The following is a 20,326-nucleotide window of genomic DNA, read 5'->3' as shown; positions in this document are numbered from 1 at the left end:
CGGTCCCGCGGCGGGGCCCGGCGGTCCGTCCCGCGTACCGGACGGAAAGTCGTTTCCGTACGGAGGCCACCCCGGAGCCACCACGGGGACCACTCCGGACACCCGCCCTGGACACCACTCCGGACACCGCCCCGGGGACCGCCCTTGGGCGCTTTCTCCCCTCCGGGCCCCTTTCTCCCAGGGGCGGAGTGCGTCCACGCAGGTCTCCGCGCCGTCTTCACCCGCCCGGCTTTCGGATCGGGGACCGCTCCTGGAATAGTTCCCCACGATGTTCAGCATCCCTAGACTCCCTGCAACGGGGGTAACTCGGGGGACAACTAGTGGGGCGCGGAGTGCCGGAACTCGTACTGGAATTGAATGGAAGGACCTGGACGCTCGATCCGTCCAGGTCGTACACCCTCGGGCGCGATCCGCAGGGCGACCTGATGATCGACGACGCCAGGGTGTCGTGGCGGCACGCCACGATCAGCTGGGGGGGACGTAGCTGGTTCATCGAGGACCACGGCAGCACCAACGGCACCTATGCGCAGGGGCAGCGGATCCATCAGCTGGAGCTCGTGCCCGGCTCCGTCGTGCATCTGGGCAACGCCACCGACGGACCCCGGCTGAGCCTCACCGGCGCGGCCGCACCGGCGGCCGCCGGTGTCCACGGGGGCCAGGCGGCGGGAGCCCAGCAGCCCCCCGTGCAGGCGCAGCAGGCTCCGCAGCAGTGGCCGGGGCAGCAGGCCCCGGCCCAGCAACAGCAACAGCAGCAGGCGTGGCAGCAGGGCCGGCCGCAGCAGGCCCATGCCCAGCCGCAGGTCCCGGCGCAGTCACCCGGTCATGGACACGGCGGCGCTGCGGGGGCGCCGCCGGTCTACGGCGACCGCAGCCCGACCACCTTCCACCAGCTGGACCTCGGCCGGGTGATGCGGATCGGCCGTGCGCTGGAGAACGAACTGGTCGTCTCCGACCTCCAGGTCTCACGCCACCACGCGGAGTTCCACGCGACGCCGGACGGCCGCTTCGAGATCCGTGACCTCGGGTCCCACAACGGCACCTACGTCAACGGTCTGCCGCTCAACAAGTCCGGCTCCGCGCTCATCGGCCCGAACGACATCGTCGGTGTCGGTCACTCCACGTTCCGCCTGGTCGGCGACCGGCTGGAAGAGTTCGTCGACACCGGTGAGGTCTCCTTCTCCGCCCGCCACCTCACGGTGACGGTCGACGGCGGGAAGCAGATCCTCAAGGACGTCTCCTTCGGCGTCCCGGAGAAGTCGCTCATCGCGGTCATCGGCCCCTCCGGGTCCGGCAAGTCCACCCTGCTCAAGGCACTCACCGGCTACCGGCCCGCCAACCAGGGCGACGTCCTCTACGACAACCGGAATCTCTACAAGCAGTTCGCCGAGCTGCGCCAGCGCATCGGTCTGGTCCCGCAGGACGACATCCTGCACAAGGAACTCACCGTCACCAAGGCGCTCAAGTACGCCGCGAAGCTCCGCTTCCCCGCGGACACCACCGAGGCCGAGCGCCAGGCCCGGATCCTCGAAGTCCTCGCCGAGCTCAAGCTCGACATCCACAAGGACAAGAAGATCACCTCGCTCTCCGGCGGCCAGCGCAAGCGCGTCTCGGTCGCCCTGGAGCTGCTCACGAAGCCCTCGCTGATCTTCCTGGACGAGCCGACCTCCGGTCTCGACCCGGGCATGGACCGCGATGTCATGCAGCTGCTGCGCGGCCTCGCGGACGACGGGCGTACGGTCCTGGTCGTCACGCACTCCGTGGCCGAGCTGGCGATCTGCGACAAGCTCCTGGTCATGGCGCCGGGCGGTTCCGTCGCCTACTTCGGCCCGCCGGAGGAAGCGCTCAACTTCTTCGGCTACACCAGCTGGGCCGATGTCTTCTCCGCGTTCGAGAACTACCGCGACTACGACTGGGCGGGCCGCTGGCGCGGCTCGCAGCACTACCAGATGTACGCCGCGGACATCGACGCCGTCGCCGCCCAGTCCGTGCACATGCCGCCGCCGCAGCAGATGCGCCCGCCGAAGCCGCAGGGCTGGATGACGCAGCTGTGGACGCTGATCCGCCGCTATGTCTCGGTGATCGCGTCCGACAAGGGCTTCATGGGCCTGATGGTGATCCTGCCCGCGGTGCTGGGTGTGGTCAGTGTGGTCATTCCGGCGGAATTCGGCCTGGCGGAGCCCACCCCGCCGTCCCGGTTCAACGGAAAGGCCGGGACGATCATGCTGATCCTCGCGGTCGGCATGTGCTTCTCCGGCGCGGCCAACTCCGTACGAGAACTGATCAAGGAACGCGTCATCTACGAACGGGAACGGGCCACCGGCCTGTCCCGTTCCGCTTACCTGATGTCCAAGGTGATCGTCCTCGGTGTGATCACGGCCCTTCAGGGCGTCATCATCTGCGGCATCGGCTTCGCCACCCGTGATCTGCCGGAAGAGGGCCTGATCATGCCCCCGGCCGTCGAGATCTGCCTGTCCATCATCGCGCTCGGCTTCACCTCGATGATGTTCGGTCTGGTGATCTCCTCGCTGGTGAAGACCTCCGAGAAGACCATGCCGCTGCTGGTCATGTTCGCGATCATCCAGGTCGTCTTCACCGGCGTGCTCTTCCAGGTGTACGGGTCGCCGGGCCTGGAGCAGTTCGCCTGGCTGATGCCGTCCCGCTGGGCCATGGCCGCCGCCGGTACGACGCTCGACCTGGCGCACCTCATGCCGCCGTGGGACCCGCAGAAGCCGACCGACCTCGACCCGCTGTGGGAGCACACGGCCGGCCAGTGGGGGATGAACATCGCGGTGCTGGTGGCACTCGGTCTCATCTGCGGCTTCGCGGTCGCGCGCCTGCTGCGCCGCCACGAGCCCGAGGTCATGCGCAAGTAAGGCGCACGGACGACACGTACGGCGCGCGCACGGCGCGCACGACGCCGGAGGGCGGCACCCCGCATGGGGTGCCGCCCTCCGGCGTGAGACCTGGGCGCGCTGGGTGAGCGCCGCGCGAGGTGGCTCAGTAGGCGCTGTTGACGTTGTCGATCGAGCCGTACTTGTCGGCGGCGTAGTTGGCCGCGGCGGTGATGTTGGCGACCGGGTCGTACTGGCTGTGCGGGGTGCCGGAGACGTGGTACGCGTCGAAGGTCGGCTTGATGATCTGGAGCAGACCGATCGAGGGGACGCCGTTCTGGGCGTTGATGTCCCAGCCGTTGATGGCGTTCGGGTTGCCGGTGGACTCACGCATGATGTTGCGGTGCAGCCCGTCGTACGAGCCCGGGATGCCCTTGGCATCCATGATGGAGAGGGCTTCCTTGATCCAGCCGTCCAGGTTGTTGGCGAAGACGGGGGTACGGGCGGCCGAGCGGCTCGCGGCCTCGGCGGAGCGCTTCTTCGCGTCGGCCTTGGCCTTCGCGGCTGCCTGCACCTTGGCGTCGGCCGCTGCCTTCGCCTTGGCCGCGGCGGCGGCCTCGGCCTTCGCCTTCGCCTGCACATCGGCCACGGCCTTCGCCTTGGCCGCGGCGGCCTCGGCCTTGGCGGCGTCGGCGGCCTTCACCAGCTGCTCGGCGGTGGAGTGCTGTTCGATGATGCTGGCCTGCACCGTCTTGGCCTGCGGGGAACCGGCCGCCGAGGTGAACGCCACGGGAGCGGCGGACAGGGTCGTGGGGGCGCTCTCGGCCTCGGCGTCGGACGGCACGAGGGAGAACACGAGTGCTGCGGCACCGAGCGCGGAAACACCGGCGACGGAGAGCTTCTGGGCCTTGTTCAGACGGCGGCGACGGCCGGAAATGCTGGACGCGGACATACAGACGTACCTCTTCGAATAGCAGGTGTCCTCACGGAGGACGGGACGGGAAGCGGCTTCGCATCTCCGTCGGGGACAGATGCAATTCTTAGCGCCAGCAAAAATCCGTGGCAAAGGTGTGACGTACGAAGCCGGTTAGTGGATCGGGTGGCCGCTCGTACGTGCCCGTGCCCGCTCATGCCCACCCAATTGCCCCTTGGGTATCCACTAGCAGGCTTCGTAAGTGACGTGGGTCCTATGTGCGGGCTCACATCGGCGGAGCGGCGGTTTCACCACCCGTTGCTCCGGCAATCCGGAGCGTGAGCCTTCTCCTTCGGGAGGATGAGAGGGGCGTCCCCGGACTCATGCCGGAGGTGCAGCCGGCCCGGCGCCTCGCCCTACCCGGGCCGTAGCGCCCCACCGCCCCAAGGCGCCGACGGCCCGACTCCGTCCGCCCTGTACTCCGCTGCCCGCTGCCCGGCCGGCCCCCGGCCCTCCGGCCCCGGGGCGTCGGACACCGGTTCCAGGTCCCCGGTCCTAGGGCTCGGGACCGAGGACCGGGCGAGGAAAGTCCTGGTCCCCGCCCCTCCGCCCGGCCGTCCACAGCCCGATACGGCTGTCGGGCCCCGCCGGTACCGTGAGCCACATGAGCCATCGCCCACCGTCCGCCCTCGCCGCGGTGAGTGCCGCGCTGCTCGCCATGAGCCGGCATCTCGAAATGCGTGACGTCCTCAAGACGATCGTCACGTCCGCCCGCGAACTGCTCGACGCCGAGTACGCGGCCCTGGGCGTTCCCGACGACCACGGCGGCTTCGCCCAGTTCGTCGTCGACGGCATCACCGACGAGCAGTGGAAGGCCATCGGCCCGCTGCCCCGGCAGCACGGCATCCTCGCCGCGATGCTCCACGAGGCGAAGCCGGCGCGGCTCGCCGACGTGCGCAAGGACCCCCGGTTCGGCGGCTGGCCCGACGCCCACCCCGATATGTCGGACTTCCTCGGCCTGCCCATTCAGGACGGCGACGAGATCATCGGCGCGCTCTACCTGGCCAACAAGAAGTGTCCCAAGGCCGAGGGCAGCTGCGGCTTCACCGCCGAGGACGAGGAACTGCTGTCGATGCTCGCCCAGCACGCGGCGATCGCCCTGACCAACGCCCGCCTGTACGAACGCAGCCGCGAGCTGACCATCGCCGAGGAGCGCTCACGCCTCGCCCATGAACTGCACGACGCGGTCAGCCAGAAGCTCTTCTCGCTCCGGCTCACCGCACAGGCCGCCGCCACCCTCGTCGACCGCGACCCGGCCCGTGCCAAGGGCGAGCTCCAGCAGGTCGCCGCCCTCGCCGCGGAAGCCGTGGACGAGCTGCGCGCCGCCGTCGTCGAGCTGCGCCCCGCCGCGCTCGACGAGGACGGCCTGGTCGCCACCCTCCGTACGCAGATCCAGGTCCTGGACCGGGCCCACAGCGCGGCGGTCACGTTCGAGAGCGCCGGAGTGCGCGCTCTGCCCGCCGCCCAGGAGGAAGCGCTGCTGCGGGTCGCCCAGGAGGCTCTGCACAACGCCCTGCGCCACTCCGGCGCCGGGTATGTCACCGTCACCCTGGCCCGGCGCGGCCCCGCGGTGGTGCTGCGGATCACCGACGACGGCAGCGGGTTCGATGTCACGGCGGTCCGGCGTGCGGGCCGTCATCTCGGCCTCGTCTCGATGCGCCACCGGGCCGGCGGCGTCGGCGGAAAGCTCACCGTTGAATCGGTGCCCGGCAAGGGCACCACGATCGAGATGGAGGTGCCCGGTGGCTGACAAGATCATCAGGGTGCTGCTGGTCGACGACCACCAGGTGGTCCGCCGCGGGCTGCGTACGTTCCTGGAGATCCAGGACGACATAGAGGTCGTCGGCGAGGCCGCGGACGGCGCCGAGGGGGTCGCCAGGACGGAGGAGCTCCGGCCCGATGTCGTACTGATGGACATCAAGATGCCCGGCACCGACGGCATAGAGGCCCTGCGCAAGCTCCGCGAGCTGGACAACCCTGCCAAGGTCCTCATCGTCACCAGCTTCACCGAGCAGCGCACGGTGGTCCCCGCCCTGCGCGCGGGGGCCTCCGGCTACGTGTATAAGGACGTCGACCCGGACGCCCTGGCCGGGGCCATCCGCTCCGTCCACGCGGGCCACGTCCTGCTCCAGCCGGAGGTCGCCGGGGCCCTGCTCGCCCAGGACGACGCGGGTGGCGGCACGGGCCGGGGGAGCACCCTCACCGAACGGGAACGGGAAGTGCTCGGCCTCATCGCCGACGGCCGCTCCAACCGCGAGATCGCGCGAGCCCTGGTCCTCTCCGAGAAGACCGTGAAGACACATGTGTCGAACATCCTGATGAAGCTCGACCTGGCGGACCGGACGCAGGCCGCTCTCTGGGCCGTACGCCATGGGGCGGCCGGCTGAGACGGGGCCGAGCGGAAGGTTCCCGCCAGGCTGAGATTCATACTGTCGGGTGTATGTCACTCACACGGCGTAACCCGTTTCGGGCTGCGGCGTTCTCCAGAGCGTGCTGCGGCCGGTCGGCCGCGGCGTTTCCAGGAGGAGCCTGAAGTGAAGAACCTGAAGAAGGCCGCAGCCGTCACCATGATCGCCGGCGGAATCATCGCCACCGGTGCCGGTGCTGCCTCCGCGACCGGTCACAGCGGCGCGGACGCCCACGCCACCGCCGCCCACTCCCCGGGCGTGGGCAGCGGCAACGCGGTCCAGGTCCCGGTCCACGTCCCGGTGAACGTGGTCGGCAACACGGTCAACGTGATCGGCCTGCTCAACCCGGCGTTCGGCAACTTCGGCCTGAACCACTGACCGACAGCCACTGACCGACCCCGGTCCCGGAGAGCCGGACGTCCCCACCGAGGGGGCCGTCCGGCTCTCGCGCTCCAGGCTCCCGCGCTCCCGCGTTCCTGCTTCGGGCTCTCGCGTTCCCGGCTCTCGCGCTCCCGCTCCGGCTCTCGCGTGGGTGGGAGCCCCCGAGGCGTGGGGAACTACCCGCGCCTGCGCTCCGCGTCCTCCACATACGCGTTGTACGCCGCCACCTGTGCCCGCCGCGCCACCCGCTCCACCGGCCGGAGCGCCTCGCCCCGCGCCGCGATCTCGGACGCGCTCACCGCACCCCCGTGCCCGTTCTCGTACGCCACCGAGACCAGCAGCCCGACCCGCTGGGCCAGCTCCAGCACCCGCACCGCCCGCGGCGGATACCCGGGCGCCAGCACCTCGCGCCCCCGCTCGGCCCGCGCCCGGTACGCGTCCAGGGCGGCCTCCGCCACCGGCCCGGACCCGGCCACGTCCAGCCGCGACAGCACCGCCGTCGCGTCCCGCAGCGCCTCCGCGAGCTCCCGCTCCGCCTCACCCAGCGACGGCACATCGGCCGGCGGCGCCTCCCGCACCGGCAGCACGCGCCACACCACCTCGACGTGCCGGTCCCCGGCGGGCCCCGCCCCGCTCACCTCCGGCACCAGCCCGTACGGCACCCCGGACGTGACCACCGCCTCCTCGGCCTCCAGCGCCCGCGCGTTGAACTCCGGGGGCCCGCTCAGCCCCAGCGGATGCCCCGGCACCGGCAGGGCGACCCGGAATCCGGTCGCCCCCAGCCGCCGCAGTCGGCCGAGCGCCAGCGTGAGCCCGACCGGCCCCGCCTCACCCGGCAATCCCTCGACGCGGTGCACCGCGTCCTCCCCGACGATCGCGAGGGCGGCGTCGTCCGGCGATACGAGTCCGGCCAGAAGCGCGTTTCCCCAGGCGGCCAACAGCCCTGAGCGTGGTTCCGAAAGCATGGGAACAGCCTAGGGAACGGACCTCACGCCTGAAGCACTCCGGCGGTGGCGTAGGTTTTCCCTGGGAGCTGTGCCCACAGGCACGCGACAATCTCGAGACTGCATGAGGGAGACAACGCGCTCATGAGCGATGTACTGGAGCTGGTGGACGTATCCGTGGTCCGCGACGGACGCGCTCTGGTGGACGACGTCTCCTGGTCGGTCAAGGAGGGGGAGCGCTGGGTCATCCTCGGCCCGAACGGCGCCGGCAAGACGACGCTCCTCAACATCGCGTCCAGTTACCTCTTCCCGAGCACCGGTACGGCCGCCGTCCTCGGCGAGCGGCTGGGCGGCGTCGGCACCGACGTCTTCGAGCTCCGCCCCCGGATCGGCATCGCGGGCGTGGCCATGGCCGACAAGCTGCCCAAGCGCCAGACCGTGCTGCAGACGGTGCTCACCGCCGCGTACGGGATGACCGCCACCTGGCACGAGAACTACGAGGCCGTCGACGAGGAGCGCGCCCGCGCCTTCCTCGACCGGCTCGGCATGACCGATTACCTGGGCCGCAAGTTCGGCACCCTCTCCGAGGGCGAGCGCAAGCGCACCCTGATCGCCCGCGCGATGATGACCGACCCCGAACTGCTCCTCCTGGACGAGCCCGCCGCCGGGCTCGACCTCGGCGGCCGCGAGGACCTGGTCCGCCGCCTCGGCCGGCTCGCCCGCGACCCGTACGCCCCGTCCATGATCATGGTCACCCACCATGTCGAGGAGATCGCGCCCGGCTTCACCCACGTCCTGATGATCCGGCAGGGCAAGGTGCTCGCGGCCGGACCCATGGAGACCGAGCTCACCTCCCGCAACCTCTCCCTCTGCTTCGGTCTGCCGCTCGTCGTCGAGCACGTCGGCGACCGCTACACGGCGCGCGGTCTGCCGCTCTCCTGAGACCCGTGACCGGCCACCGGGAATCGGCCATCGGCCTTTCGCGGCACCCCAGTTGACGGATCGGGACACTGAGAGTGCCCGGCGCCCTGTCCGTGCGCGGCCGACAGTCCTACGATGACCATGTGGACATCGACGCGTGGGTGTGGTGGCTGATCGGCGCGGTGGGACTGGGCATCCCCCTCGTCCTGACCGCGATGCCCGAGTTCGGGATGTTCGCCGTCGGAGCGGTGGCGGCGGCAGTCGTCGCGGCCCTCGGCGGTGGCATCGTCGCCCAGGTACTGGTCTTCGTCGTGGTCTCCGTGGCGCTCATCGCCGTGGTGCGCCCGATCGCCGCCAGACACCGCGCGGGCCAGGCCCAGTACGCCACGGGCATCGACGCGCTGAAAGGCCGTCAGGCCGTCGTCCTGGAACGGGTCGACGCCGCCGGCGGGCGCATCAAGCTCGGTGGTGAGATCTGGTCCGCCCGCACCCTGGACAGCGACCAGAGTTTCGAACCCGGCCAGCAGGTCGATGTCGTGGACATCGACGGAGCGACGGCCGTCGTTATGTGACCGAACCCCGCACGTGGCGGGCCACGGTCTGCCAGACTCGAAGTCGATCATGTCGATCATCATGAGAACCGCGGTCACCGGACCCCGGCTCATGGAGAGTTCGGCACGGTCATCGCGATCCGTCGGCAACCGAAGGGCACGAGACACACGATGCAACCGATCATCATCGTCCTGATCATTCTGGTGGTGCTCGTCTTCATCGCCCTGATCAAGACGATCCAGGTCATCCCGCAGGCCAGCGCGGCCATCGTGGAGCGATTCGGGCGCTACACACGCACCCTCAACGCGGGCCTGAACATCGTCGTCCCGTTCATCGACTCCATCCGCAACCGGATCGACCTCCGAGAACAGGTCGTTCCGTTCCCGCCGCAGCCGGTGATCACCCAGGACAACCTGGTCGTCAACATCGACACCGTCATCTACTACCAGGTGACCGACGCGCGTGCGGCGACCTACGAAGTCGCCAGCTACATCCAGGCGATCGAGCAGCTCACCGTCACCACCCTGCGCAACATCATCGGCGGTATGGACCTGGAGCGGACCCTCACCTCCCGCGAGGAGATCAACGCGGCCCTCCGCGGCGTCCTCGACGAGGCCACCGGCAAGTGGGGCATCCGCGTCAACCGCGTCGAGCTCAAGGCGATCGAGCCGCCCACCTCCATCCAGGACTCGATGGAGAAGCAGATGCGCGCCGACCGTGACAAGCGCGCCGCGATCCTCACCGCGGAAGGCATCAGGCAGTCCCAGATCCTCACCGCCGAAGGCGAGAAGCAGTCCGCGATCCTGCGCGCCGAGGGTGAGTCGAAGGCGGCGGCGCTGCGCGCCGAAGGTGAGGCACAGGCCATCCGTACGGTCTTCGAGTCCATCCACGCCGGGGACCCGGACCAGAAGCTCCTCTCGTACCAGTACCTCCAGATGCTCCCGAAGATCGCCGAGGGCGACGCCAACAAGCTCTGGATCGTGCCCAGCGAGATCGGGGACGCCCTCAAGGGCCTCAGCGGAGCCTTCGGCAACCTCGGCGGCGGAGTACCCGGCTTCGACACCACCGCCAAGGAACGCCGCGAGGAACCCCCGCTCGACTGACCGGAATCACCCCCGGCCCCCTGTCCGGACCGGACTTCGTGCATGATCAGTGAGGCCCCTCGACCTTCATGGCGGGGAGGCATCACTGACCATCGAAGGAGATGGCCTTGTCCATCTGGGAAATACTCGCGATCTTCGCGGCCGGTGTCGGCGCGGGCACGATCAATACGATCGTCGGCTCAGGCACCCTGATCACCTTCCCCGTACTGCTCGCCACCGGCCTGCCGCCGGTCACCGCCACCGTCTCCAACGCCCTCGGTCTGATCCCCGGCTCCATCAGCGGGGCCATCGGCTACCGTAAGGAGCTCGCCGGACAGCGCCGTCGCGTTCTCCGGCTGAGCATCGGAGCCGCGATCGGCGGCCTCGCCGGGGCGACCCTCCTGCTGGCCCTGCCCTCCACGGCATTCGAGACGATCGTGCCGGTCCTGGTGGCCCTGGCCCTCGTCCTCGTCATCCTGCAGCCCCGCATCAGCAAGGCGGTCCAGCGCCGCCGTGAGCAGAGCGGAACACCGGCCCGCCCGGACGGCGGCCCGCTCCTGTTCACGGGCCTGATGCTCGCCAGCGTGTACGGCGGCTACTTCACCGCGGCCCAGGGGATCATTTATCTCTCCCTGATGGGCATGCTGCTCGACGACACCATGCAGCGTCTCAACGCGGTCAAGAACGTCCTGGCCGCCGTCGTGAACAGCATCGCCGCGCTGTTCTTCCTCTTCGTCGCGGACTTCGACTGGACGGCCGTCCTCCTGATCGCCGTCGGCTCGGCCATCGGCGGGCAGATAGGGGCCAAGGTCGGCCGCCGCCTCAGTCCCACCGTGCTGCGCGTCCTGATCGTCGCGGTCGGCACGGTCGCCATCGTCCAGCTGGTGCTCCGCTGACATACGGAAGCCCGCCTCCCCACGGAGGCGGGCTTCCGGTACGGCAAGAGGCGTACGCGGCTCACGCCGCCGAGCGGTCCAGCCACGCCGGCAGCGCCGAGCGGTCACCGGCCCCCATGGCCAGCAGCATCGCGTCGGCCGGCGTCGGCACGAAGGGCTGCCGCAGCAGCGGCATGTCCGCCTGCTCCGGTGTCCGGGCCGCCTTGCGGTGGTTGTCCTCGGCGCACGAGGCCACCGTGTTCAGCCAGGTGTCCTGACCCCCCTGGGCACGCGGCACCACATGGTCGACGGTGCTGGCCCGCCGCCCGCAGTACGCGCACCGGTGCTGGTCCCGTATCAGCACGCCCCTCCTGGACCAGGGGGCATGTCTTCGGAACGGCACCCGTACGTACCGGCAGAGCCTGATCACCCGGGGCACCGGAATATCCACGGCGGCACCGCGCATACGGAGGAGGGGATGCGACTGCTCGACGACGGCCTTGTCGGTCAGGACCAGTACCACCGCACGGTTGAGAGTCACTGTCGACAGCGGCTCGAAGCTCGCGTTGAGAACCAGCGTGTCACGCATTCCGCCCACCTCCCGTGTGCCGCCCGCCCCCTGGCAGGCCCGGATCAACTCTGGCTGGGCGGGCCGCGATGGACAACGCAATAAAAAATGCCCTGCCCTGGTCTCTCCAAGACCAGGGCAGGGCAAACAACAGAAGAACTCATCGCCTACGGGCCCGTGTACTCACCGATCAGCTGAGCACGGCCGAGCGTGTGGAACCGCAGATTGAATCCGGCCACCGCCGGAGAGACATCGCTGTCGATGCCGAGCTTCTCCGTGTCCACCGCGTACACGGTGAACACATAGCGGTGGTTCTCCCCGGCCGGTGGAGCGGCACCGCCGAACTCCTTCGACCCGTAGTCGTTACGGGCCTGGACGGCACCCGGCGGCAGGCCTTCGAACGACCCGCTGCCCGCACCGGCCGGCAGTTCCGTGACGGACGCCGGGATGTCGAAGACCACCCAGTGCCAGAACCCGCTGCCCGTGGGGGCGTCCGGGTCGAAGCACGTCACGGCGAAACTCCGGGTCTCCGCCGGGAAACCCTCCCACCGCAGCCGCGGCGAGGTGTTCCCCGCCGCGAGCACCTGCGCGTCCGCCAGCACGGCTCCCGGAGCGAGGTCCCCGCTCACCACGGTGAACGAGGGGACCTCGGGATGGAAGTCGTGGGGCAGTGGCGCCCTCTTCGGGTCGGTCACGTCAGCACCTCTCCTGATCGGCAAACCTGCTGTCGACAGGTCTCCCCGACGACCCTAGTTCGCCGGGAGGGCGCTAGAGCCAGTTGCGCTGCCCGCCGACCTGGGACAGCCACTGGTTCAGGTACGCGGCCCAGTCGGTCTGCTGGAATTCGGTCAGCGAGACCTTGAACGCCCGGTACGAGTCGCTGCCCTCGCTGAAGAGACCCGGCTTCTTGTCCATCTCCAGGATGACGTCCATCTCGCGGTCGTCGGAGACGAAGGTGAGCTCCACCTGGTTCAGGCCCCGGTACTGCTGCGGCGGGAAGAACTCGATCTCCTGGTAGAACGGCAGCCGCTGCCGCGTACCGCGGATGTGACCCCGCTCCATGTCCGCGCTGCGGAAGCCGAAGCCCAGCTGCCCGAAGGCGTCCAGGATGGCCTGCTGGGCGGGCAGCGGGTGCACATTGATCGGGTCGAGGTCACCGGAGTCCACCGCGCGGGCGATCTCCAGCTCGGTCGTCACCCCGATGTTCATGCCGTGCAGCTGCCGGCCCGCGAACATCGTGATCGGCGTCTCCCACGGAATCTCCAGGCCGAACGGCACCACATGCACGGCGCCGGCCCGCACCTCGAAGGCACCGCCGAGACTCAGCTTGGTGAACTCGATGTCCTGCTTGGTCTCCTGGTCGTTGCCCTCGACCTCGACCCGGGCCTGGAGACCGACGGAGAGCCCCTCGATCTGCTGGTCCACGGATCCGCCCTGGATCCGCACCTCGCCCTGAACGACCCCACCGGGGACGACGTTGGCCTCGGTGAGCTCGGTCTCCACCGAAGCACCACCGGCACCCATGCTCGCGAGCAGCCGCTTGAAGCCCATGTTTACTCCTTCTTGGTCCTGACCCCTACATACGCGCCACGACCGTAGCCGGTTCCCGGAACGCCGATGCCAGTACCCTCGGGCGCCATGACCGAGGGCCTGGACCGTACGCCGCTGACGCGGGACTTTTTCGACCGATCCATACTAGATGTCGCCCCTGACCTGCTGGGCCGCACTCTCGTCCGCCGCACGGACGACGGCCCCATCGAGCTGCGTCTCACCGAGGTGGAGGCCTACGCGGGGGAGGTCGACCCCGGGTCTCACGCGTTCCGCGGTCGCACGGCCCGCAACAGCGTGATGTTCGGCTCGCCGGGCCACAGCTATGTCAACTTCACCTACGCATGCCAAGGCGATCAGCATGAACGTTGACCTCCTCTCCCATCCTGCTGAAGAGGTCGCCCCCAAGCTGCTCGGGAGTGTCCTCACCTGCAAGACCCCCGAGGGAACCGTAAGCATCGCGATCACGGAGACCGAGGCGTACTCCGGTGAGGCTGACCCTGCTTCCCATGCCTACCGGGGCCAGACACCCCGTAATGCCGTCATGTTCGGACCCGCAGGACATCTGTACGTCTACCGGTCCCACGGTCTTCACTGGTGCGCCAACGTCGTCACCGGGACGGACGGCGTAGCCTCGGCCGTCCTCATCCGGGCAGGCAGGGTCATCGAGGGGGAAGGCCTGGCACGCAAGCGACGAGGGGAGAGGGTCGAGACCCCACGCCTTGCCCGAGGCCCGGGGAACTTCTGCCAGGCACTCGGCATCACAGGAGAGCACAACGGCGCTGAACTCCTGACAGGTACCTCGGTCGTGCTGTCCGAGGGGGAGTCGGTACCTGCCGCGCTCATCCAGGCTGGCCCCCGGGTAGGCGTGAGCAAGGCTCACGACTGGCAACACCGGTTCTGCCTCGCCGGTGATCCGACGGTCTCGGCGTACCGACTGAGCCCAAGAGCCAAACCGCCCGCCGGAGCCTGAGCCGCTGTTCTTCGCGTGCCCGAAACAGGTGTAGATGCGGTACCGCTCGCCTGCCGCGTTCTTCTTGCCCCACCCTTGAGTGACGGCGGCCTGACACTTCGAGCTGCGCCACTCCTTGCCGTGCGGCGAGAGCAGCCCACGCGTGTTCCAGTCCTTCGCGATGGACCAGAGGGTGACGCCGGCCAGGACATCCCGGTACGCCTGCCGGAGGGCCTCCGCCTCTGCTTCCCCGTGCCGTCCGTCCCGCTCGAAGCCGAAGGGGCGAGTGCTCCGGCCCGCGACGACAGTGAACCGGCCAGGGGCCCGGCCCGCCCGGCCGCCGCTCTCGGCATCGACCGCGCGCTGAACGGCAGCGACGTCGTCGCGGGCCGCACCGCGCCGTTGTCCCTGCTGAACGGCACTCCGCCACCGCGCGACCGGGTACGCGGCGGTCCCCGCACGGGCGGGGGCGGCGACGGGGCCCATCAGCGCTGGCGCTTCTGGATCGACGGGGAGCGCACGGTGAGCCCCTACCGGGCCCACGCACCCCGCCGCCGCGCAACTTGACGGCGCCCGGGCGTACGCCTAATGTAGTCCGAGCCGCTTGACACGGGCACTGCTGTCGGTACGGTCCATCGGACCGGATCGAGCATCCCGAAGCGGCCAAACCACTACTGACGAATCACCCTGACGGGTGCGAATTCGGCATGCCGTAATTCGTCCGATCGACTCGATTATGAGTCGTCAAGGGAATCCGCTAAAGTAGTGGACACGCCGAAAGGCAAAGGCCACTCCGCAGGCTGCTGGAATCGAATTCGGACCGGAAACGGAACGGAAAGAGTCTGGTAAAGTCGGACTCGCCGGAAAGGGAAACGCGAAAGCGAAGAACTGGAAAGCGAAAAAAGTTTGACCCGCTTCGACCGGGAATCGGACACGAAAGAGTCTGATAGAGTCGGAAACGCAAGAACGAAGGGAAGCGCCCGGAGGGCCCCGGTGAAACGGGACCGAAGGAAGCGTCCGTTCCTTGAGAACTCAACAGCGTGCCAAAAGTCAACGCCAGATATGTTGATACCCCGGCCTGCTTCGGCAGGTTGGTGGTTCCTTTGAAAGTCCTGCCGGGCCTCACGGTTCCGGTAGGCAATTACACAGCGAGGACGCTGTGAACGACTGGTCTTATTCCGACCGGTCGTTCCGCTCTCGTGATGTGTGTCCCGATTACGGGAAAACATTCACGGAGAGTTTGATCCTGGCTCAGGACGAACGCTGGCGGCGTGCTTAACACATGCAAGTCGAACGATGAAGCCCTTCGGGGTGGATTAGTGGCGAACGGGTGAGTAACACGTGGGCAATCTGCCCTTCACTCTGGGACAAGCCCTGGAAACGGGGTCTAATACCGGATAACACTCCTGCCTGCATGGGTGGGGGTTAAAAGCTCCGGCGGTGAAGGATGAGCCCGCGGCCTATCAGCTTGTTGGTGGGGTAATGGCCTACCAAGGCGACGACGGGTAGCCGGCCTGAGAGGGCGACCGGCCACACTGGGACTGAGACACGGCCCAGACTCCTACGGGAGGCAGCAGTGGGGAATATTGCACAATGGGCGAAAGCCTGATGCAGCGACGCCGCGTGAGGGATGACGGCCTTCGGGTTGTAAACCTCTTTCAGCAGGGAAGAAGCGAGAGTGACGGTACCTGCAGAAGAAGCGCCGGCTAACTACGTGCCAGCAGCCGCGGTAATACGTAGGGCGCAAGCGTTGTCCGGAATTATTGGGCGTAAAGAGCTCGTAGGCGGCTTGTCACGTCGGATGTGAAAGCCCGGGGCTTAACCCCGGGTCTGCATTCGATACGGGCTAGCTAGAGTGTGGTAGGGGAGATCGGAATTCCTGGTGTAGCGGTGAAATGCGCAGATATCAGGAGGAACACCGGTGGCGAAGGCGGATCTCTGGGCCATTACTGACGCTGAGGAGCGAAAGCGTGGGGAGCGAACAGGATTAGATACCCTGGTAGTCCACGCCGTAAACGTTGGGAACTAGGTGTTGGCGACATTCCACGTCGTCGGTGCCGCAGCTAACGCATTAAGTTCCCCGCCTGGGGAGTACGGCCGCAAGGCTAAAACTCAAAGGAATTGACGGGGGCCCGCACAAGCAGCGGAGCATGTGGCTTAATTCGACGCAACGCGAAGAACCTTACCAAGGCTTGACATATACCGGAAAGCATCAGAGATGGTGCCCCCCTTGTGGTCGGTATACAGGTGGTGCATGGCTGTCGTCAGCTCGTGTCGTGAGATGTTGGGTTAAGTCCCGCAACGAGCGCAACCCTTGTTCTGTGTTGCCAGCATGCCCTTCGGGGTGATGGGGACTCACAGGAGACTGCCGGGGTCAACTCGGAGGAAGGTGGGGACGACGTCAAGTCATCATGCCCCTTATGTCTTGGGCTGCACACGTGCTACAATGGCCGGTACAATGAGCTGCGATGCCGCGAGGCGGAGCGAATCTCAAAAAGCCGGTCTCAGTTCGGATTGGGGTCTGCAACTCGACCCCATGAAGTCGGAGTTGCTAGTAATCGCAGATCAGCATTGCTGCGGTGAATACGTTCCCGGGCCTTGTACACACCGCCCGTCACGTCACGAAAGTCGGTAACACCCGAAGCCGGTGGCCCAACCCCTTGTGGGAGGGAGCTGTCGAAGGTGGGACTGGCGATTGGGACGAAGTCGTAACAAGGTAGCCGTACCGGAAGGTGCGGCTGGATCACCTCCTTTCTAAGGAGCATCTAGATTCCGCAAGGAATCCAGAGCCACTACGTCGGCAAATGTTCGACGGTGGTCAGCTCATGGGTGGAACGTTGACTATTCAGTACCTGGTGGTTCAACCGGGTCGTGAGTACTGCTCCTCGGAGCGTGGAAAACGAACCGAATGAATTCCGGGTACTGGGCGCGCTGTTGGGTGTCTGAAGGTATGGCCGCAAGGCTGCCTTCGACGCCGGCCCCAGTGAACTCGTCGGACAAGACGGGGTGATGGGTGGCTGGTCGTTGCTTGAGAACTGCACAGTGGACGCGAGCATCTGTGGCCAAGTTTTTAAGGGCGCACGGTGGATGCCTTGGCACCAGGAACCGATGAAGGACGTGGGAGGCCACGATAGTCCCCGGGGAGCTGTCAACCAAGCTTTGATCCGGGGGTTTCCGAATGGGGAAACCCGGCAGTCGTCATGGGCTGTCACCCGCTGCTGAACACATAGGCAGTGTGGAGGGAACGAGGGGAAGTGAAACATCTCAGTACCCTCAGGAAGAGAAAACAACCGTGATTCCGGGAGTAGTGGCGAGCGAAACTGGATGAGGCCAAACCGTATGCGTGTGATACCCGGCAGGGGTTGCGCATGCGGGGTTGTGGGATCTCTTTTTCACGGTCTGCCGGCTGTGAGACGAGTCAGAAACCGTTGATGTAGGCGAAGGACATGCGAAAGGTCCGGCGTAGAGGGTAAGACCCCCGTAGCTGAAACATTAACGGCTCGTTTAAGAGACACCCAAGTAGCACGGGGCCCGAGAAATCCCGTGTGAATCTGGCGGGACCACCCGCTAAGCCTAAATATTCCCTGGTGACCGATAGCGGATAGTACCGTGAGGGAATGGTGAAAAGTACCGCGGGAGCGGAGTGAAATAGTACCTGAAACCGTGTGCCTACAAGCCGTGGGAGCGTCGCTGTATGTGCTTGCACATGCAGTCGTGACTGCGTGCCTTTTGAAGAATGAGCCTGCGAGTTTGCGGTGTGTTGCGAGGTTAACCCGTGTGGGGAAGCCGTAGCGAAAGCGAGTCCGAATAGGGCGATTTAGTAGCGCGCTCAAGACCCGAAGCGGAGTGATCTAGCCATGGGCAGGTTGAAGCGGAGGTAAGACTTCGTGGAGGACCGAACCCACCAGGGTTGAAAACCTGGGGGATGACCTGTGGTTAGGGGTGAAAGGCCAATCAAACTCCGTGATAGCTGGTTCTCCCCGAAATGCATTTAGGTGCAGCGTCGTGTGTTTCTTGCCGGAGGTAGAGCACTGGATAGGCGATGGGCCCTACCGGGTTACTGACCTTAGCCAAACTCCGAATGCCGGTAAGTGAGAGCACGGCAGTGAGACTGTGGGGGATAAGCTCCATGGTCGAGAGGGAAACAGCCCAGAGCATCGACTAAGGCCCCTAAGCGTACGCTAAGTGGGAAAGGATGTGGAGTCGCAGAGACAACCAGGAGGTTGGCTTAGAAGCAGCCACCCTTGAAAGAGTGCGTAATAGCTCACTGGTCAAGTGATTCCGCGCCGACAATGTAGCGGGGCTCAAGCGTACCGCCGAAGTCGTGTCATTCGTACATATATCCCCAACGGGAGTACGGATGGGTAGGGGAGCGTCGTGTGCCGGGTGAAGCAGCCGCGGAAGCGAGTTGTGGACGGTTCACGAGTGAGAATGCAGGCATGAGTAGCGATACACACGTGAGAAACGTGTGCGCCGATTGACTAAGGGTTCCTGGGTCAAGCTGATCTGCCCAGGGTAAGTCGGGACCTAAGGCGAGGCCGACAGGCGTAGTCGATGGACAACCGGTTGATATTCCGGTACCCGCTTTGAAACGCCCAGTACTGAATCAGGCGATGCTAAGTCCGTGAAGCCGGCCCGATCTCTTCGGAGTTGAGGGTAGTGGTGGAGCCGATGAACCAGACTTGTAGTAGGTAAGCGATGGGGTGACGCAGGAAGGTAGTCCAGCCCGGGCGGTGGTTGTCCCGGGGTAAGGGTGTAGCCCGTGTGGTAGGCAAATCCGTCACACATATAAGGGTGAGACCTGATGCCGAGCCGATTGTGGTGAAGTGGATGATCCTATGCTGTCGAGAAAAGCCTCTAGCGAGTTTCATGGCGGCCCGTACCCTAAACCGACTCAGGTGGTCAGGTAGAGAATACCGAGGCGTTCGGGTGAACTATGGTTAAGGAACTCGGCAAAATGCCCCCGTAACTTCGGGAGAAGGGGGGCCATCACTGGTGATCCGATTTACTCGGTGAGCTGGGGGTGGCCGCAGAGACCAGCGAGAAGCGACTGTTTACTAAAAACACAGGTCCGTGCGAAGCCGTAAGGCGATGTATACGGACTGACGCCTGCCCGGTGCTGGAACGTTAAGGGGACCGGTTAGTGCACTTTCGGGTGTGCGAAGCTGAGAACTTAAGCGCCAGTAAACGGCGGTGGTAACTATAACCATCCTAAGGTAGCGAAATTCCTTGTCGGGTAAGTTCCGACCTGCACGAATGGCGTAACGACTTCTCGACTGTCTCAACCATAGGCCCGGTGAAATTGCACTACGAGTAAAGATGCTCGTTTCGCGCAGCAGGACGGAAAGACCCCGGGACCTTTACTATAGTTTGATATTGGTGTTCGGTTCGGCTTGTGTAGGATAGGTGGGAGACTTTGAAGCGGCCACGCCAGTGGTTGTGGAGTCGTCGTTGAAATACCACTCTGGTCGTGCTGGATGTCTAACCTGGGTCCGTGATCCGGATCAGGGACAGTGTCTGATGGGTAGTTTAACTGGGGCGGTTGCCTCCTAAAGAGTAACGGAGGCGCCCAAAGGTTCCCTCAGCCTGGTTGGCAATCAGGTGTTGAGTGTAAGTGCACAAGGGAGCTTGACTGTGAGACCGACGGGTCGAGCAGGGACGAAAGTCGGGACTAGTGATCCGGCAGTGGCTTGTGGAAGCGCTGTCGCTCAACGGATAAAAGGTACCCCGGGGATAACAGGCTGATCTTCCCCAAGAGTCCATATCGACGGGATGGTTTGGCACCTCGATGTCGGCTCGTCGCATCCTGGGGCTGGAGTCGGTCCCAAGGGTTGGGCTGTTCGCCCATTAAAGCGGTACGCGAGCTGGGTTTAGAACGTCGTGAGACAGTTCGGTCCCTATCCGCTGTGCGCGTAGGAATATTGAGAAGGGCTGTCCCTAGTACGAGAGGACCGGGACGGACGAACCTCTGGTGTGCCAGTTGTCCTGCCAAGGGCATGGCTGGTTGGCTACGTTCGGAAAGGATAACCGCTGAAAGCATCTAAGCGGGAAGCCTGCTTCGAGATGAGTATTCCCACCCTCTTGAAGGGTTAAGGCTCCCAGTAGACGACTGGGTTGATAGGCCAGATGTGGAAGCCCGGTAACGGGTGGAGCTGACTGGTACTAATAGGCCGAGGGCTTGTCCTCAGTTGCTCGCGTCCACTGTGTTGTTCCCGGGTTGCGAACAGTCGCACCGGTTGAACAGCTTCACTACTTAATTGAAAAGTGTGCTTGTTCGCTAGAACCCGATAG

Annotated in this window: 14 protein-coding genes, 2 rRNA genes and 3 pseudogenes; 13 read left to right on the top strand and 6 right to left on the bottom strand. The window is 66.0% G+C overall.

Annotated elements, in window-relative coordinates:
• Positions 1–320: 320 nt before the first annotated feature.
• Entirely contained in the window at positions 321–2,873 is a 2,553-nt protein-coding gene (locus tag OHA98_RS28010; RefSeq protein WP_266929511.1) for an FHA domain-containing protein, read from the top strand.
• Positions 2,874–2,997: 124 nt separating this feature from the next.
• Here the strand turns inward: OHA98_RS28010 and OHA98_RS28005 are convergent, their stop codons facing one another.
• Entirely contained in the window at positions 2,998–3,783 is a 786-nt protein-coding gene (locus tag OHA98_RS28005; protein WP_266929509.1) for a transglycosylase SLT domain-containing protein, read from the bottom strand.
• Between the two features lie 625 nt (positions 3,784–4,408).
• On the opposite strand from OHA98_RS28005, the gene OHA98_RS28000 reads away from it, so the two are divergent.
• From OHA98_RS28000 to OHA98_RS27990, 3 genes are all read left to right on the top strand, one after another.
• Complete coding sequence (locus tag OHA98_RS28000) at positions 4,409–5,554, top strand: GAF domain-containing sensor histidine kinase (protein ID WP_266929507.1); 1,146 nt, start codon at positions 4,409–4,411, stop codon at positions 5,552–5,554.
• Positions 5,547–6,191 (top strand): response regulator transcription factor, encoded by a 645-nt coding sequence (locus OHA98_RS27995; RefSeq protein WP_266929505.1) that lies wholly within the window; start codon positions 5,547–5,549, stop codon positions 6,189–6,191. The genes OHA98_RS28000 and OHA98_RS27995 overlap by 8 nt, the downstream gene beginning before the upstream one ends.
• A gap of 147 nt (positions 6,192–6,338) precedes the next feature.
• Positions 6,339–6,590 (top strand): chaplin family protein, encoded by a 252-nt coding sequence (locus tag OHA98_RS27990; RefSeq protein WP_266929503.1) that lies wholly within the window; start codon positions 6,339–6,341, stop codon positions 6,588–6,590.
• A gap of 179 nt (positions 6,591–6,769) precedes the next feature.
• On the opposite strand, the gene OHA98_RS27985 is transcribed toward OHA98_RS27990, so the two are convergent.
• Positions 6,770–7,558: a hypothetical protein gene (locus OHA98_RS27985; protein WP_266929502.1), complete on the bottom strand. Its 789-nt coding sequence runs from the start codon at positions 7,556–7,558 to the stop codon at positions 6,770–6,772.
• A 123-nt stretch (positions 7,559–7,681) separates the two neighbouring features.
• Between OHA98_RS27985 and OHA98_RS27980 the strand changes: the two genes are divergently transcribed.
• The 4 genes from OHA98_RS27980 (at position 7,682) to OHA98_RS27965 (ending at position 10,988) form a co-directional block, all read left to right on the top strand.
• On the top strand, positions 7,682–8,479 hold the full coding sequence (locus OHA98_RS27980; RefSeq protein ID WP_266929500.1) for an ABC transporter ATP-binding protein: 798 nt from the start codon (positions 7,682–7,684) through the stop codon (positions 8,477–8,479).
• A 122-nt stretch (positions 8,480–8,601) separates the two neighbouring features.
• On the top strand, positions 8,602–9,030 hold the full coding sequence (locus OHA98_RS27975) for an NfeD family protein (RefSeq protein ID WP_266929499.1): 429 nt from the start codon (positions 8,602–8,604) through the stop codon (positions 9,028–9,030).
• Positions 9,031–9,180: 150 nt separating this feature from the next.
• Positions 9,181–10,113 carry an SPFH domain-containing protein gene (locus OHA98_RS27970; RefSeq protein ID WP_266929498.1) on the top strand — a complete coding sequence of 311 codons (933 nt, stop codon included), beginning with the start codon at positions 9,181–9,183 and terminating at the stop codon, positions 10,111–10,113.
• A 101-nt stretch (positions 10,114–10,214) separates the two neighbouring features.
• Positions 10,215–10,988, top strand: a complete 774-nt coding sequence (locus OHA98_RS27965; protein ID WP_266929497.1) for a sulfite exporter TauE/SafE family protein — start codon at positions 10,215–10,217, stop codon at positions 10,986–10,988.
• 61 nt (positions 10,989–11,049) lie between these two features.
• Here the strand turns inward: OHA98_RS27965 and OHA98_RS27960 are convergent, their stop codons facing one another.
• The 3 genes from OHA98_RS27960 to OHA98_RS27950 form a co-directional block, all read right to left on the bottom strand.
• On the bottom strand, positions 11,050–11,556 hold the full coding sequence (locus OHA98_RS27960; RefSeq protein WP_266929496.1) for an HNH endonuclease: 507 nt from the start codon (positions 11,554–11,556) through the stop codon (positions 11,050–11,052).
• 146 nt (positions 11,557–11,702) lie between these two features.
• Positions 11,703–12,230, bottom strand: a complete 528-nt coding sequence (locus OHA98_RS27955) for a YbhB/YbcL family Raf kinase inhibitor-like protein (RefSeq protein ID WP_266929495.1) — start codon at positions 12,228–12,230, stop codon at positions 11,703–11,705.
• Between the two features lie 73 nt (positions 12,231–12,303).
• On the bottom strand, positions 12,304–13,086 hold the full coding sequence (locus OHA98_RS27950; RefSeq protein WP_266929494.1) for a sporulation protein: 783 nt from the start codon (positions 13,084–13,086) through the stop codon (positions 12,304–12,306).
• A gap of 87 nt (positions 13,087–13,173) precedes the next feature.
• Here OHA98_RS27950 and OHA98_RS27945 point away from each other — a divergent pair.
• A pseudogene (locus tag OHA98_RS27945) lies at positions 13,174–13,425 on the top strand (DNA-3-methyladenine glycosylase); the annotation flags it as partial.
• A 19-nt stretch (positions 13,426–13,444) separates the two neighbouring features.
• Entirely contained in the window at positions 13,445–14,056 is a 612-nt protein-coding gene (locus OHA98_RS27940) for a DNA-3-methyladenine glycosylase (protein WP_266929493.1), read from the top strand.
• Between the two features lie 102 nt (positions 14,057–14,158).
• Here the strand turns inward: OHA98_RS27940 and OHA98_RS42770 are convergent.
• A pseudogene (locus OHA98_RS42770) lies at positions 14,159–14,272 on the bottom strand (recombinase family protein); the annotation flags it as partial.
• A 57-nt stretch (positions 14,273–14,329) separates the two neighbouring features.
• Here OHA98_RS42770 and OHA98_RS27935 point away from each other — a divergent pair.
• The 3 genes and pseudogenes from OHA98_RS27935 to OHA98_RS27925 form a co-directional block, all read left to right on the top strand.
• Positions 14,330–14,602 (top strand): annotated as a pseudogene (locus OHA98_RS27935) (DNA-3-methyladenine glycosylase); the annotation flags it as partial.
• A 661-nt stretch (positions 14,603–15,263) separates the two neighbouring features.
• Positions 15,264–16,789 (top strand): 16S ribosomal RNA (locus OHA98_RS27930).
• Between the two features lie 306 nt (positions 16,790–17,095).
• Positions 17,096–20,221: ribosomal RNA gene (locus OHA98_RS27925) — 23S ribosomal RNA — on the top strand.
• Together the 16S and 23S rRNA genes form the textbook arrangement of a ribosomal RNA operon.
• Positions 20,222–20,326: the final 105 nt, after the last annotated feature.

Source organism: Streptomyces sp. NBC_00654, from assembly GCF_026341775.1.
Classification (GTDB): Bacteria; Actinomycetota; Actinomycetes; order Streptomycetales; family Streptomycetaceae; genus Streptomyces.
This window is presented reverse-complemented; position numbering and strand designations above follow the sequence as displayed.